We start from the raw sequence: 15,400 nt of genomic DNA, 5'->3' as shown, positions 1-15,400 counted from the left end.
AAAATCGGGGTTCTCTTTTGCAACTTGACGGCTCATTGTCTTGCTGTCGTTATGAATCCCAACCTGCATCACCTATTTGCTATTGCGCAGAAGCCGGTGCGCTCTATCATCGGTCTTATGTCGGGCACGTCGCTCGATGGACTGGATGTGGCACTGTGTCACTTTCGAGGTAGTGGGACCACCACGCAGGTGCAGGTAGCGCAGTTTACCACGGTGCCTTACACGGAAGAGGTAAAAACAGAAATTCGCCGCGTATTCGCGAAATCAGAAATTGACTTCGAGCACTTGTGTTTGCTGAATCCGTGGATTGGATTGCTGCACGCTGATATGGTACTCGCCTGCTTGCGCGAATGGCAACTATCGCCTACCGAAGTGGACTGCATTGCCAGCCACGGTCAAACGGTTTTTCATGCGCCCCAGCGCCAGCACGGTCACCCTAGCTTTCCGAACGCCACGTTGCAAATCGGCGACGGCGACCACGTGGCGGTGCGCTCTGGTATTTTGACGATCAGCGACTTTCGCCAAAAACACATTGCCGCAGGTGGCGAAGGTGCTCCGCTAGCTGCCTACGGCGACTACTTATTGCTTTCGAAAGCCGGTGAAGACCGCATCTTATTGAATATGGGCGGCATTGCCAATTTCACCTATTTACCCGGCTCGCTTGATACGTCCAAGGTATTTGCTACCGATGTAGGCACCGGCAATACGTTGCTTGACGCTTTCACCCGACATTTTTTTCCCGAAAAGAGCTTTGATGCAAACGGCGACCTAGCAGCCCAAGGCCACGTGCACGAAGCCTTGCTGGCCGATTTGCTCGCTAATCCATTCTTTGCGGCCGACTTCCCCAAAACGACTGGACCGGAGCTGTTCAGCATGGCCTACGTAGCAGCCGCCCAGCAACGTACCCAAACCACCGACCTCTCCCCTTTCGATTTGCTTGCCACCCTCACGCAGTTCAGCGCCGAAGGAATTATCCAAGCCATCGAGCGGTGTGCCCCGACGCTGCCGGCCGCGAATCTAGCTATTTACGCCAGCGGGGGCGGCACATACAACACCGTCCTGATGAACACTTTGCGCAAACGACTGCCGCGCTTCGCCTTTGGCACTACGGCCGACCTAGGTATCCACCCCGACGCGAAAGAAGCGGTGCTATTTGCTACGCTGGCCAATGAGTGCTTAGTCGGCAATCCGGCCGCGCAACCTAGCCAGCCGGGTAGCCCCGCGGTGTCGATGGGCAAGATTTCGTTTGCACAGTGAAAAGCAGCTGCGTAGCGGAGTAGCGGAGTCAATCGTTCAACGGCTTGCGCCGTTACTCCGCTACGCAGCTGCTCTAACGAAGCCACTTAGCTGCGTAGCGTTAGGCGAGCTAGGTATTGTTGCTGGTCATCTTCGTCTACAAATTCCACTTCGTAGCCGGCCGCTTCGGCGTAATCCTGCAAGATGGTGGGGTCGGCGAACAGCCATGGAAAGCTAGGTCCGGTTTCGTCCTTGTACGTCATGGTGTAGTCTACCTCCCCGTAATACGGGCCATTGAGGTTGAGCACCAAAGCACCTTCTTCGTCTTCGTAGAGGTAGCTGATGTCAGAAGAAGTAGCCAGAATCTGCCCGCCGGGCGCCAACAAGCCACGGGCATGGATCAGAAACTTCTCCAAGCCTTCCAGCGTCCCGACCAGACCTAGGCCGTTCATAAGCATCAGGATGGTGTCGAAATGCTCGGCGGAGGCGGGAGCATCAAAAATGTCGTGGCGGGCTACTTCGCGCACGCCTCGCGCCTGCATCACTGCCACCGCCCCCGGCGATACATCGATGGCTTTCACCTCGAAGCCGCGGCCTTGCAGCTCTAGTGCGTGGGAACCGGCGCCGGCACCGGCATCCAAAATGCGGCCGCGGCACTCTTCTAAGGCTGTGCGCTCCAGCTCGGGCATCTCCCAAAGCGTGCGAAATAAGTAGCTGGCGGGCAGGTTATCGTCTTCCGTTACGCTGGAATGCACCGTAACGGTAGCGCGCTTGTCGCCGTGCTGGTACGCAAGCAGTGCTTGGCCTAGTGGATCGAAAATAGGTGAGTGTGGCATGAGGCAAAGATAAGTGGACGTAGCCGGCGGCTAGGCATTTGTAACTAATACGTGAGCCGAGCTGTTTTCAACGATACCTCGTACGCACATCCATTCAGAACCGCAGCCCTCCGACTTACCCCGCTCTCGTATGCCCCACGCCAAGTCAGACGGCACACCCCGCTTTACCAAAACGACCCTACCCACCAAGGTTTGCCTGACCTGCGGCCGGCCGTTTGCCTACCGCAAGAAGTGGCGCAATTGCTGGGATGAGGTGAAGTACTGCGGCGAAAAGTGCCAGCGCAACAAGCCCCGGGCCTAGGGCCCAACGACCGAAGCGCGCTAAGCACCGTTGATTCTGTAGGGCGATGCATCCTTGCCGGGCTTCTTTGCGTTGTTGGGCTGACTACTTACTTCATTTTGCCTCTCCCTATGGCCAGCAACCTCGACTACCTCGACCCTTCTTTGGTTCCGCTTGAAGAAAAAGTTAGGGCTTACCTCGAAGCCGAAGAGGAAGTGCGCAAAGCAACCATCGCTGCCCGCAACCTTCCCGTAATGGATGCCGAAGTGGCCGAAGCAGAGCAATCCTTCGAGCAACGCCCCGCTACCGGCAGCTTCGACCAGCAAGCCGACGAGGTGCAGCTCAAACTCCAGAATATGCAGGAAGACCTAGCTTCCTTGCGCCAGGAAATACTAGAGCTGCTACCGGTCCGCGACGAGTTCGTGAAAGTAAACCTAGGGTACGGCCCCAGCCGTGTAGGCGCATTCGCCGTCAAGGCCCTCGACGGCGGCACTGATTACGAGCTGCGCATTGTACACTAAGCTTCAGTTGACGAGAATAGGCCCCGTAGTGCGGAACGACTTTCTGCGCTACGGGGCCTGTTTTATTTAATACAACGACTTCGTGAAGCCAACCTTGATGCGCACTTGAAAGTCGGAAATCACTTTGAAAATTTCCTTGAGCGTCACTTGCTCTACTTTGGTCAGCTTATTGGGGTCTAGGTAATTATCGGGGGCGGTGCGGTCGTTGATGATCTGCACGGCTTGTTTCTTCAGGCGCATGCCCATCAGGTAATAATACGCGTGCAGCAGCTCCTGGTACTCTTTTTCGGTGAACACCTGCTCATGCCACAGCGCCTCCAGCCGTTCGCCGGTATTCGTGAGGAAGATGCGGTGCTTGAGCGCATACACACGCACCAAATCTACGATGGGCGTCATGGTTTTCTTCAGGTTGAATACCTGCTGGTTGCCCCTAGCAAACGTGCGGATGTTGCGGAAGAACGTGAGGGAGGGCTCGTATTGGAGAGCATTCTTGGTCATGTGAAAGAAGAAGCTCTCCAAAGGGCGTTGCATTTCCTGATTCATGAACTCCTTCAACTCGGCCATGATAATAGGTTCGCCGTAGAGGTAACGACAGTCAAAAAAGGCCGAAAATTTCATTACCGTATCGGGGTTCGACTCGGCCATCCACTCCTGGTAGTTGCGCTTCCAGTGCGATAAGGAATGAGTCCACTTCGGGTTTTTGGCCATGTAGCCGCCCTCGCAGAAGCTAAATCCGATGGAGTTGAGGCGGTCAGAAATAATTTCGGCGAAGCGCAGAAAATACTCGCGCACCTCCTCGCGGTGCTCGTTGGCTTTGTCTTCGTAGATGATGGCGTTGTCTTGGTCGGTGAGCAGCGTTTGCTCCTTGCGGCCTTCGCTACCGAGCACCATGAACACGAACTTGGCCGGCGGGGGGCCCATCTCCACCACTACGCCCTCAATCACGCGCAGAGCAATAGTATCGGCCACGGCCGTAATGACCTGGTTTACAATTTCGGCCCGCACGCCACGGTTCAGCAGCTGGTACACCATTTTGGGCACCTCTTCCCAGCGCCGCTTCAGCTCATTCACCGACAGCGCCTGCCGCACCGACTGAATGAACACGAACGGCGACTGGCCCTGGTCGCTGAGCAGCTTATTGCGGCTGATAAACCCGATGTACTCGCCGTTGCGGCTGATCAGCAAGTAGCGCGTCTTGGTCCGAAACATCAGCAGCAGCGCCTCATACACGTAAGCGGTACTCTCGATGGAAACCACCGGCGCATCCATAATACTCGCCACTGGCGAATCGGTGGGTGCCTGCCTAGCTACCACGTTGTCACGCAGGGTGATGTCGGTTACGTAGCCAATGATATTGGCTTGCGCATCGGTCACAAACAAGCAGCTGGTCTTGCCTTCCGCCATGGCGCGGGCGGCTTCGTACACGGGCGCCTCCTGCGGGCACGTCACCAAGTCGCGAAACTCAATGGCCTCGATGCGACGCGAATAGAACTGATCGGCCGCGATGGCATTTTCCTCCGGCGCCCGCGAGGGCTTCACAAAGTGCGCGTACTCATCGTCGAGCATACGCTGACCATAACGAGCCGTGAAGTAATGAAAAAAGGCCTCGTACGCTTGGCATAACGCCTTGAAATCGTGACGGTGCAGGAAATACACGAGCGTGCCTTTCTTGGCAATCACGGTCCGGATAGACCGCTTTTTGTTCAGCAGAATGGATACGCCGCCGTAGCAGGAGCCCCGGCGATAGTACTCAATAACGCGCTTGTTCTGTTCGCTGTCGTAGAAAAACGTCTCGTACTCGCCTTCCACAACGATTTCCAATCCCCGCATCTTCGACTCATCCTGCAAGTGAATAACGCCCTCCTTCGGGTGGCGTACCTCTTGCAGCAAGTCCACCACGCCGCGCAGCACATCATCGGGCAGCACATTGAAGGGCGTCACGGTTTTCAGAAAAGCTAAGCGGTCCTCGTTCATAGAGCGGGCATCTTAATAAGGAGTGCGTAAGGTAGCTAGGCACGAGCGGGAATGCGTTGTTTGAGGCCGGCTTCCTAGCTCATGCGCCAGCAAATCTGGGCAATAGTGCCTAAAGTTGCCACCAACGGCGACGTTGCACCGCAATTTCTTGCGGTAGCTGCTGGCGCGCAATCGTTTGTTCGTTTATGTCTCCACTGCGTATTAACTCGAAAAAACAGCGCGCTGCGGCTTGCGCATCTACCCAGGCATCGTGCTGGTGCAGCAAGGGCTCGTGGAAAAGCCGCTTGTACAAATCGCCCAGCGATAAGTAGCGCTGCTGCGCTGGCCGCACAAACCCCTCAGTCAGTTTCATGGTGCAAAAGGTTGGTAAGCTTTGTAGCGGGTTGTCAAGGTGGGCCCGATAAAAGCCCGCTCCGATCATGTGTAGGTCGAGTTCCATGAAGTGCGCCACTACCAGGGGCTGGTACTGGGCTAGGTCGTCGTGTAAGCGCTGCATTACCAAGCTCCTGCTTTCGCCGTGCGCTTGCAGAAACTCAGGCGTTAGGCCATGAACTTTGGCCGAAGAAGGACTAATAGCTACCCCGTCGGGAAGCGGCAAGTAGTAATTCTCGGCTTTCACCTGCTCGCCCTCCTTGGTATAAAGCGCCCAGGCCAACTGCACAATGTAAGGCCAGTTTTGCTCGGCCGCGTACGGCTGGCTCCAATCGGTAGGCAGCCCCGACGTTTCCGTATCGACGAATAGCAAAAACTCTCTCACTCCTTAAAGCTAGACTATGCCCTTAAAATGACCCCATAGGAAGCAACTCAGTACTCTGGCTGGCGAAGGTAACAGCCCCTGCTACTTATTATCCTACCAAGAAAGCTATTTGCAAGCTTCCTTTAACTAATAACACACAAAGGCGTCTTTATTCTACAAATAGGCACAAACGATTGTGTAGTTTCACCGCTAATCGTTGTGCTACTTGCCAAGAATGCCTACTTTGCCGGCCTCATTCGGTTTTTCGGCCGAAGAGCGTAGCATTTCGTACGCGTCCAAGCGGGTTGTGTCGTCCCACATCACTTTTCCCTGCTTTCTTGTTGTCTTCCAAACGCCTTTTCAATCAACCCTTTTTTCATGGCTTCAACAACCACCTCCCTGGAACAGCTTAGCGTCGATACCATCCGACTATTGTCGGTCGATATGGTGCAGAAGGCTAATTCGGGCCACCCTGGTCTGCCGCTGGGCGCCGCCCCAATGGCCTATGTATTATGGTCGCGCTTCTTGCGCTTCAACCCACAAGACCCCAAATGGCCTAACCGGGACCGGTTTGTATTGTCGGCCGGCCACGGGTCGGCCCTCCTGTATAGCATGCTGCACCTCTACGGCTACGACCTGAGCATGGACGAGCTGAAGCAGTTCCGCCAGGCAGGTGCTCGTACCCCTGGTCACCCTGAGTCGAATGTGACGCCCGGCATCGAGGTAACTACCGGCCCACTGGGCCAGGGTTTTGCCAACGGCGTGGGAATGGCAATGGCTGAAGCGCACCTAGCTGCGCTGTATAACAAGCCCGGCTACGAAGGCATTCAGGACCACTACACCTACTCCATCGTCAGCGACGGCGACCTGATGGAAGGTATTGCCTCCGAAGCAGCTTCGCTGGCCGGGCACTTGCAGCTCGGGAAGCTCATTTACCTCTACGACGACAACAACATCTCGCTCGACGGCCCCACCAGCCTAGCCTACACCGAAGACGCAATGAAGCGTTTCGATGCGTATGGCTGGCACACCCAGCACGTGCTGGACGGTAACAACCTCGACGAGATTGAAGCCGCTATCAAAGCGGCCCAAGAAGTAAAGGATAAGCCATCGATTATTTCGGTGAAAACCATCATCGGTTTCGGTTCGCCGCTAGCGGGCACCAACAAATCGCACGGCAGCCCACTTGGCCCCGACAACGTCAAGAAAACCAAAGAGTTCTACGGCTGGGACCCCGAGGCGACGTTCGTAGTGCCTGACGAAGTGTACGAGCACCTGCGCGCCCCCGGCCAACAAGGCGCCGAGCTGCAAAAAGAGTGGGACGCGAAGTTCCAGCAGTACGAGCAGGAATTTAAGGCCGAGGCCGACCAGTTCCACGTTTCCTTCAACGGCAACCTGCCCGAAGGCTGGGACAAGGACCTGCCGGTGTACACCGCCGCCGATGGCGAGCTAGCTACCCGTCAAGCTTCGGGCAAGGCATTGGTAGCCATTAAGAAAGCGGTGCCGTTTATGTTCGGCGGCTCGGCTGACCTAGCTTCGTCGAACGAGATGGACAAGTCGGGCGACGACTCATTCCAGCCTGGCCACTACGAGCGCAGCAACATCTGGTTTGGGGTGCGCGAGCACGCCATGGGCGGTATCATGAACGGCATTGCCCACCACGCCGGCCTGCGTACGTACGGCGGTACCTTCCTCACCTTCTCCGACTACATGCGCGGTGCTATCCGCCTCACGGCCCTGGCCGAGTCGGCTTCGACGTTCGTGTTCACCCACGACAGCATCGGCCTCGGTGAAGACGGCCCAACGCACCAGCCCATCGAGCAAATCGTGTCATTGCGCACCCTGCCCAACGTAGTAGTGCTGCGCCCCGGCGACGCCAACGAAACAACCGAAGCCTGGCGCATTGCCATGAACACGCCGAAGTCGCCCGTCTGCCTCATCCTGTCGCGTCAGAAACTGCCGATCTTCGACCAGAGCACGATGGGCTCGGCCCGCGAAGGTGTAGCCAAAGGCGCGTACATCCTGAGCGAAGCCGACGGTGGCACGCCCAAGCTGATTCTCATCGCAACGGGTTCGGAAGTGAGCCTAGCGTTGGCCTCGCAGAAGGCGCTGCAAAGCGAAGGCATTGCTACCCGCGTGGTGAGCATGCCATCGTGGGAGCTGTTTGAGCACCAAGACAAAGCCTACAAAGAGCAAGTATTGCCGCCTTCCGTACGCAAGCGCGTGACCATTGAGGCTGGTTCGCCCATCGGCTGGGCCAAGTACGCTACCGACGAGGGCACGAGCATCAGCATGAACCGCTTCGGCGAGTCGGCTCCGGCGGAGCACCTGTTCGAGGAGTTCGGCTTCACGGTGGAGAACGTCGTGAAAACGGCCCACACTGTATTGCAAGACCAGCCTGCCGAAGAAGATAAGAAGCAAGTGGTTTCGTAAGGCCTAACGCGAGGCTTTTGCTTGGTGCCCGGGTGTGTAACCTCACCTAGGTACTAAGCAAAAGCCTCGCGTTCTTGTTCTTATTAACGCGTAGAACGTATGCGTATTCGTACTGCTGACGTCAGGACCTAGCTTGCAACCGCCGCTAGGTTCCGCTGCTTGAGGCGGCATTGGCCCCTTTGTTCAGCACGCGCCATTCATCAAACGGTTCTTTCAACCCCACTTTCATGAACCCATTAGTTGCTATTCGCGAGTTCAACCAGAGCATTTGGCTGGACTTTATTCGCCGCAAAATCCTGATCAACGGGGAGTTGCAGAAACTCATTAAGGAGGACAGCCTGCGCGGCGTGACTTCCAACCCGGCTATTTTCGAGAAAGCCATCGGCGGCAGCGACGACTACGACGCCGTAATCCGCTCGCTGGCGCTGCAAAACAAGTCGGCAGAAGAAATTTACACGTCGCTCGCCATCGGCGACGTGCAGCAAGCTTGCGACCTGTTCCGCCCCCTCTATGACTCCAACGATAACTCCGGCGACGGCTACGTAAGCCTAGAGGTTTCGCCCGAGCTAGTGAACGACACGGAGGGCACCATCGAGGAAGGCATGCGCTTCTGGAAGGCTGTTGATCGTCCGAACGTGATGATCAAGGTGCCAGCCACACTGGAAGGCCTGCCCGCTATTCGCCGCCTCATCTCGGAAGGCATCAATGTGAACGTGACGCTGATTTTTGGTCTGGAGCGTTACCGCCTCGTGGCCGAAGCGTATATCGCAGGCATGGAAGACCGCGTAAAGGCGGGTCAACCCATCGATAAAATTGCGTCGGTCGCGAGCTTCTTCCTCAGCCGCATCGACGTGCTCATCGACCCCATGCTGGATAAGCTAGTGGCCGAAGGTGGCGAAAAGGGCAAGATTGCCGAAGGCTTGGTGGGCGAAGTCGCCATTGCCAGCGCCAAAACCGCCTACCAGATCTACAAGGAAATATTCTCGGGCCCGCGTTGGGAAGCCTTGCAAGCCAAAGGCGCTAATTCGCAGCGTCTGTTGTGGGCTAGCACCGGTAACAAGAACCCGAAATACGACGACCTGAAGTACGTGGAAACCCTCATTGGGCCGCACACGGTGAATACTATTCCGCTCGAAACGCTGGACATCTTCCGCGAAAAAGGCAACCCTGCCGTGCGTCTGGAAGACAACCTCGACAAGGCGAAGCAGGTGCTCGAAGACCTACCCAAGCTAGGCTTGGACCTGGAAGCCCTGACCAACCAGCTCGAAGTAGAAGGCGCCCAGAAGTTCAAAGACCCCTTCGGCAAGCTGATGGAGTCGTTGGAGAAGAAGCGCCAAGTAGCTTTTGCCGAGCAAGTTGTTCCCGCTGATTTCCAGCTAGGTCCGTACCAGAGCGCCATCGACTCGAAGAAGCAAGAGTACCAGTCGAGCAACTTCATCGACGGTTTCTGGCAGAAGGAAGCCACGCTGTGGACCCAAAACGCTGAAGCGCAGGAGAGCATCCGGAGCTTCATGGGCTGGTTGCGCGTTGCTGAAACAATGGTACCTGCGGCTCCAGGGTTGGAGCAGTTTGCCCACGACATGCACGCTGCGGGCTACACGCACGTGGTTGTAATGGGCATGGGCGGCAGCACCATGGCGCCTATCGTATTTGAGAAGTCGTTCGAAAAAGGCGGAATCGGCCTCGAAATGCTCATCCTGGACACGACCGACCCCGGTACCGTGCGCCACATCGAAGAGAGCGTGCCGCTCGAAACGACGCTGTTCATTGTGGCCAGTAAATCGGGCACCACGGCTGAGCCGCTGGCGTTTGGCGACTACTTCTACGAAAAGGTGAAAGCCGTAAAAGGCGACAAAGCCGGCGAAAACTTCATTGCCATTACCGACCCCGGCTCGAAGTTCATTAAGACGGCTGAGGAGCTAGGTTACCGTCGTATCTTCCTGAACTTCACCGAGGTTGGCGGCCGTTTCTCGGCTCTTACGTACTTCGGTTTGGTACCGGCAGCGCTCTACGGCTTGAACGTAGGCGAACTGCTGGAGCGCGCCATCCGCATGATGCGCGCTTGCGGTGCTTACGGCGCTACGGAGCAGAACCCTGGCCTAGACCTAGGGGTAGCCTTGGGCGTACTGGCCCAGCAAGGCCGCGACAAGATGACGCTCATCACGCCTCTGTCGCTGAGCGACCTAGGTTTGTGGCTGGAGCAGCTGCTGGCTGAAAGCACCGGCAAAGAAGGCAAAGGCATTCTGCCGGTAGCCGGTGAGCCGCTGGCGGAGCCTGCTATCTACGGCAACGATCGGGTGTTCGTGTACGTGGGCTACCAGAACGAAGCTGACGAAGATAACAAGCAGAAGCTGCAAGCTTTAGCCGCTGCTGGTCATCCGGTTATTACCATCCTGATGGAAGACACCCTCGACCTAGGCCAGGAATTCTTCCGCTGGGAAGTGGCTACCTCCATCGTAGGCGCGGTGCTCGGCATCAACCCCTTCGACCAGCCCAACGTGCAAGCCGCCAAAACGGCCACCGACCGTCTGATGAAGGAAGTTACCGAAAAAGGTAGCCTGCCTGAAGAAACGCCCGCCCTCGAAGCGGATGGCGTGAAGTACTTCACTACAGCTTCTGGCAACGATGCAACTAGCCTGCTGAGTCAGTTCTTCCAAGCACACCCCGGCGACTACGTGGCTATTCAGGCCTACCTGACGGAGACGCCAGCGCTGAGCACTGCCCTGGAGCAACTGCGCGAGTACATCCAGCAACATTTGCACGTGGCTACCACGTTTGGCTACGGTCCGCGCTTCCTGCACTCGACCGGTCAGTACCACAAAGGCGGCCCCAACACGGGCTTGTTCTTGCAGCTCACGGCCGATAACCCGAACGATTTGCCGCTGCCGGGTCGCTCCTACACCTTTGGCACGCTCAAGAACGCCCAAGCCCAAGGTGACTTGGTAGCCCTGCGCGACAACGACCGTCGCACGCTGCACGTGCAGCTAGGTGCCGATGCTTCTGCGGGTCTGCATACGTTGCTTAAGGCACTACAAGCCGCTACGCTGAACGCGGCGCGTGCTTAAACCGAGGTAAGATCAACGGCCTTGCTGGTACTTGTCAGCAAGGCCGTTTTTTGCTTGGCTTCTCTCGTCACTCAGCATCTAGATAGCTCTTGCTGAGTATCGAGCACTGCTAACGTTTGCGGCCTGCTGCCTCGCGCCATCCTTTCATTTCCTGACAGTTTCCCCCCTCTAACCCATCCTATGAAATTCAAAAAATTACTCGCCGTAGCTGGTCTGGGTCTCTCCTCTTCTTTTTCTTCCTTTGCACAATCGATTGTGATGAACGTGCAAGCGGGCGACCCCAAACTCCAGATTAGCAAGCACATTTATGGTCAATTCGCCGAACACCTAGGTCGTTGCATCTACGGCGGCTTCTGGGTTGATGAAAATCTGAACGTGCCAAAGAAAGACCGTCTTCGCCTCGATATCATTGAGGCACTTAACAAAATCAAAATCCCAAACCTGCGTTGGCCCGGCGGCTGCTTCGCCGACACCTACCATTGGCGCGACGGCATTGGCCCGCGCAATCAGCGCCCCAAGATGCTCAATGGCACCTGGGGCGACGTGGTAGAAGATAATAGCTTCGGCACGCACGAGTTCCTGGAACTGTGCAGCATGTTGAAGTGCGAGCCCTACCTAGCCGGCAACATGGGTAGCGGCACCGTAGCGGAGATGTCGAACTGGATTGAGTACCTGAACCTAAACGGCGACACTCCCCTAGCCAAGCTACGCGCCCAGAATGGCCATCCAGATCCGTTTAAGGTGAGCTTCTGGGGTGTGGGCAATGAGAGCTGGGGCTGCGGGGGCAACATGACCCCAGAGTTCTACGCCGATCAGTACAAGCAATACGCGACGTTTGCCAAAAGCTACCCCGGCGCCCCTTTGCGCAAGATTGCCAGCGGCGCCAATGGCGACGACCGCAACTGGACGGAAGTCTGCATGAAAAAGATTCCGGTGGATCAGCTGTGGGGCATTTCACTGCACTACTACACACTACCTACCGGCAACTGGGGCAAGAAAGGTCCGGCTACCGGCTTCGATGAGCAGGCTTACTTCAGCACGGTGAAAAACTGCCTGAGAATGGACGAAATCGTGGCGGCGCACTCGGCCATTATGGATAAGTACGACCCCAATAAGAAAGTAGCCTTGGTGGTAGATGAATGGGGCGTGTGGACCGATGTAGAGCCCGGCACTAATCCAGCCTTCCTTTACCAGCAAAACACCCTCCGCGACGCATTGGTAGCGGGGACCACCCTCAACATCTTCAATAACCACTGCGACCGGGTAAAGATGGCCGAGCTAGCCCAAGCCATCAACGTACTGCAATCGTTGGTGCTCACCGACAAAGAAAAGATGTTGCTCACGCCTACCTATCACGTGTTCGACCTCTACCAGGTGCACCAAGATGCGCAGTATTTGCCCCTTAAATTTACCAGCCCCGACTACGTGCTAGGAAACGAAAAAATCCAGGCGCTCAATGCTTCCGCCTCAAAAGACAAAGACGGCATCGTGCATATTTCGCTCGTAAACCTAGATCCCAAAAAATCTATCAAGATAGAATCGGGCATCGATGGCGTGACGTGGAAGAATGCCACGGGCCAAATTCTGACTTCAGCGAAATTCAACGACTATAATTCTTTCGATAACCCAAACAAGGTGAAGCTAGCTCCTTTTAAAGGTGCGAAGAAGCGCGGAAATAAGCTCGAGGTCGAAATTCCCGCGCAGTCTGTTGTGGTATTGGCCTTGAAGTAAGCGTTCATACTATTAGCGTCGGTAATTAGTAGACGCACACTACTTAACACAAAAGCAGAGCATACAAAAAATGTATGCTCTGCTTGTTAATAACCAACTTGTGAGCTGCTGTATGCCCTGAGTTACTATGCCTTATGCGAAGTAAGAAAATCACAGGAAGTCTTTCGCATTTCACTGCCTCTGTGTTTGAGAATGCTCATCATGAGCTATAACGAAGCTAGCTAGCTAGTGGTTTCTGGACAACATCTGCTTACTCTTGAGCATAATAACACAGATCTACTTCCTTTTTTTACGGCAAGGACAATACCCTTTACAAAGAAAAACTCCTGCTCGAAAGAGCAGGAGTTTTTCTTTGTAAAGGGTATTGCGACTAACCTTGGTTTTCAACCTTTTTCGGACGGCCTGGGCGTTTAGCACCTTCCGCACGAGGCTTACGCTCTTTTTTTGCAGGCTGATAATCCGACTGGAACACAACAGAGAATTCATCAAAGGCAGCTTGTAATTTGCTGTATGCCTTTCTCATCTCACCAATCAGTTGCTCATTATTAGAAGCATTTGCAATAGCTTCCTGTATTTTGCTTAAATCCATATTTGCCACTTTCGTACGTTTTTAGGGTTGGCGGTTAAGTAGATTAAATTTACGGTGGCAAAGGAAAAAAGATTTTATTAATAAACAATAACCATTATTCCCTCTTGCTACCCGCATACTTACTATACCTCACCTAAATTTTCGCACAAATAATGTGCTAGCAACTTACCCAATAGTCATAATGGAAAAAGACAAGCAATGCTTCACCGATCAGTCATAGAAAAGCTCATTCAGCCGTAACTAACACTCTGTCTACAACTTACTAATAAACCATAAAGCTCTGATAGTTATTCTTACTGTTTAAAATCCGTAATTAGGCAATTATTATTACCAGAAATACACAGCTACTTACGAGCAAACCTACAATCAACAATGAACACTTTATGGTTACAACCTAGCTTATAAATGCCAAGAAGTTATGCCCATCAGCAATGTTACACTACAACGCTGCCTCAGGCTAGTCAAGGCCTGCTGTTAGCAATCAGCTTAAGCGTCTTCCAACTATACAAACCCACTACTGATGCTATTTTGCCGGGTTAGTACCCATTTATCATCAATAAGGTAATACTGACTATTCCCTGATAGTATTTGATAATTGTTCAACAACTTATCATTCCAAACTTGAATACACTACTTAATGCTCTGTATAGCAGTAGCTAATTATTGAGTTAGAGTGGCTAAATAGTTCTATTTGAATTATACTTAGCCTAGTACACATTGTATTCTTGGCAGCTACTGAAAAACCAAGAGGGAGGTTTAGCAGTACTTACTTCTATTGTAGAGCTTTGTGCAACTTATTTCAATATCATGACTGACCAAATAGAAAACTTTCCTGGTTCTCTTGCGAGCAAAGGTTTACCTACGCCTGTTTTAAATGAGCTAGAACGGCTCGTAGAGGAAACGCATGTCACGGAAGCCACTGTACCAGAACACATCCATACGCTTTCGGAAAAGCTCATGAAGTTTTATGAGCAAGAGTATAATACCCCCGTTGACAATGTAGCAGAATTTACTGCGCTCGTGAATTCCGAAACGTGGAATTACCTCTACCAAATGCGCGATGGAGACGCTGCGAAGAATAGTTAATTCTTCTGCCTTACTTCTTTTTTAGTTGAGTTTGTCGCCACTAGCGTGAAAACGTGCTGAATTATATCCGCCCGAAAGCTAGCTTCATGCAGCGTTGTACTGAGGCTAGCTTTTCACTTGTAACGGACAACAGCTATTTCTAATTTTATCAACTTCAACAAGTTATCTTCTATTTAACGCCTACCTGACAATTACTATTTGGTTTTAGCTATCGGATGCCTTTACCTTTAGGGCACCAATTCTTTCCGACAAAAGGATTGTTTTTATACAGAGGCGTGGAGAGACAGGCTCGACGAAACGCCGGCAACCCCTGCAAGTGCAGAACGGTGCCAAGTCCTGATCATATAAAAACAAGTTGCCGTGAATTTCTCGCACAACCCATTTTCTTATCTCTCCGCTACTCTTGAGCTGCCTTCTGCATGCTGCTGTCGCATGTGCATGAATGGGCTTATGCGGTGTTGTTATGAGTGTTAGCTGCTTGTTTAGCGGCAAAAGCCCTTTTGCATTTACACGGTTAGTTGCGCCAGGCGCTTACTGGTTTTTGCACCGGTAATACAACTTAGGTTGCCGTTTCGGCATGCAAACAGGATTGCTTGGCAGCCTCTTGTGCTGCTTTTCCCACACGCATTTTGTATTTAACTCATTGGGTACAGCGCTGATGGCTGGTAAGGCCAGGCGCATTCCCCTCCTATCGTCTTTGATCATGAAAAAGTATTATGGCTCTTTGTGGCTGTTCCTGCTTTTATTGCTAGTAAGTGTAGTGTCCTTCTTTTCCCAACAAGAGCCTACAGAGCGGCAAGACCGAGAGCTCGCACAAACCGAACAATCTTGGCTGCGTCAGCCTTAAGCTAGGTTTGCTGGCACCACATTACCCCAACTCGGTGCGCTTTTTCGATTCTTTGCTACTTCAGTG

The 15,400-nt window shown here is 53.8% G+C and carries 11 protein-coding genes and 1 riboswitch; of the genes, 7 read left to right on the top strand and 4 right to left on the bottom strand.

What is annotated here, in order from left to right:
- Window positions 1–51 precede the first annotated feature (51 nt).
- Window positions 52–1,257, top strand: coding sequence for an anhydro-N-acetylmuramic acid kinase (locus BXP70_RS17530; protein ID WP_086595405.1), 1,206 nt, complete (start codon window positions 52–54; stop codon window positions 1,255–1,257).
- A gap of 86 nt (window positions 1,258–1,343) precedes the next feature.
- Here the strand turns inward: BXP70_RS17530 and BXP70_RS17525 are convergent, their stop codons facing one another.
- A complete protein-coding gene (locus tag BXP70_RS17525; protein ID WP_086595404.1) occupies window positions 1,344–2,072 on the bottom strand; it encodes a class I SAM-dependent methyltransferase in 729 nt (242 codons plus the stop codon).
- Window positions 2,073–2,202: 130 nt separating this feature from the next.
- Here BXP70_RS17525 and BXP70_RS17520 point away from each other — a divergent pair, with 130 nt between their 5' ends.
- On the top strand, window positions 2,203–2,373 hold the full coding sequence (locus tag BXP70_RS17520) for a DUF2256 domain-containing protein (RefSeq protein WP_086595403.1): 171 nt from the start codon (window positions 2,203–2,205) through the stop codon (window positions 2,371–2,373).
- 110 nt (window positions 2,374–2,483) lie between these two features.
- Window positions 2,484–2,873: a hypothetical protein gene (locus tag BXP70_RS17515; protein ID WP_086595402.1), complete on the top strand. Its 390-nt coding sequence runs from the start codon at window positions 2,484–2,486 to the stop codon at window positions 2,871–2,873.
- Window positions 2,874–2,939: 66 nt separating this feature from the next.
- On the opposite strand, the gene BXP70_RS17510 is transcribed toward BXP70_RS17515, so the two are convergent.
- Together BXP70_RS17510 and BXP70_RS17505 are read right to left on the bottom strand one after the other, a co-directional pair.
- On the bottom strand, window positions 2,940–4,847 hold the full coding sequence (locus BXP70_RS17510; RefSeq protein WP_086595401.1) for a DUF294 nucleotidyltransferase-like domain-containing protein: 1,908 nt from the start codon (window positions 4,845–4,847) through the stop codon (window positions 2,940–2,942).
- Window positions 4,848–4,956: 109 nt separating this feature from the next.
- The gene (locus BXP70_RS17505) at window positions 4,957–5,604 is read right to left on the bottom strand and encodes a 3'-5' exonuclease (protein WP_086595400.1); all 648 of its coding nucleotides are present in this window, start codon (window positions 5,602–5,604) and stop codon (window positions 4,957–4,959) included.
- Between the two features lie 357 nt (window positions 5,605–5,961).
- Here BXP70_RS17505 and tkt point away from each other — a divergent pair, with 357 nt between their 5' ends.
- The 3 genes from tkt (at window position 5,962) to BXP70_RS17490 (ending at window position 12,812) form a co-directional block, all read left to right on the top strand.
- Window positions 5,962–8,016, top strand: a complete 2,055-nt coding sequence (tkt, locus tag BXP70_RS17500; protein WP_086595399.1) for a transketolase — start codon at window positions 5,962–5,964, stop codon at window positions 8,014–8,016.
- Between the two features lie 227 nt (window positions 8,017–8,243).
- Window positions 8,244–11,081, top strand: a complete 2,838-nt coding sequence (locus tag BXP70_RS17495) for a bifunctional transaldolase/phosoglucose isomerase (RefSeq protein ID WP_086595398.1) — start codon at window positions 8,244–8,246, stop codon at window positions 11,079–11,081.
- A gap of 180 nt (window positions 11,082–11,261) precedes the next feature.
- Window positions 11,262–12,812 (top strand): alpha-N-arabinofuranosidase, encoded by a 1,551-nt coding sequence (locus BXP70_RS17490; protein ID WP_086595397.1) that lies wholly within the window; start codon window positions 11,262–11,264, stop codon window positions 12,810–12,812.
- A 370-nt stretch (window positions 12,813–13,182) separates the two neighbouring features.
- Here BXP70_RS17490 and BXP70_RS17485 read toward each other — a convergent pair whose 3' ends face one another.
- Window positions 13,183–13,410 carry a hypothetical protein gene (locus BXP70_RS17485; protein ID WP_143436549.1) on the bottom strand — a complete coding sequence of 76 codons (228 nt, stop codon included), beginning with the start codon at window positions 13,408–13,410 and terminating at the stop codon, window positions 13,183–13,185.
- A 798-nt stretch (window positions 13,411–14,208) separates the two neighbouring features.
- On the opposite strand from BXP70_RS17485, the gene BXP70_RS17480 reads away from it, so the two are divergent.
- Window positions 14,209–14,487: a hypothetical protein gene (locus BXP70_RS17480; RefSeq protein ID WP_179197732.1), complete on the top strand. Its 279-nt coding sequence runs from the start codon at window positions 14,209–14,211 to the stop codon at window positions 14,485–14,487.
- 260 nt (window positions 14,488–14,747) lie between these two features.
- Window positions 14,748–14,838, top strand: a riboswitch (SAM riboswitch).
- Window positions 14,839–15,400 lie beyond the last annotated feature (562 nt).

It is taken from the genome of Hymenobacter crusticola (assembly GCF_002154225.1).
GTDB classification, from domain to species: domain Bacteria; phylum Bacteroidota; class Bacteroidia; order Cytophagales; family Hymenobacteraceae; genus Hymenobacter; species Hymenobacter crusticola.
The sequence above is the reverse complement of the archived record's forward strand: the minus strand, read 5'-3'. Positions and strand labels throughout refer to the sequence as shown.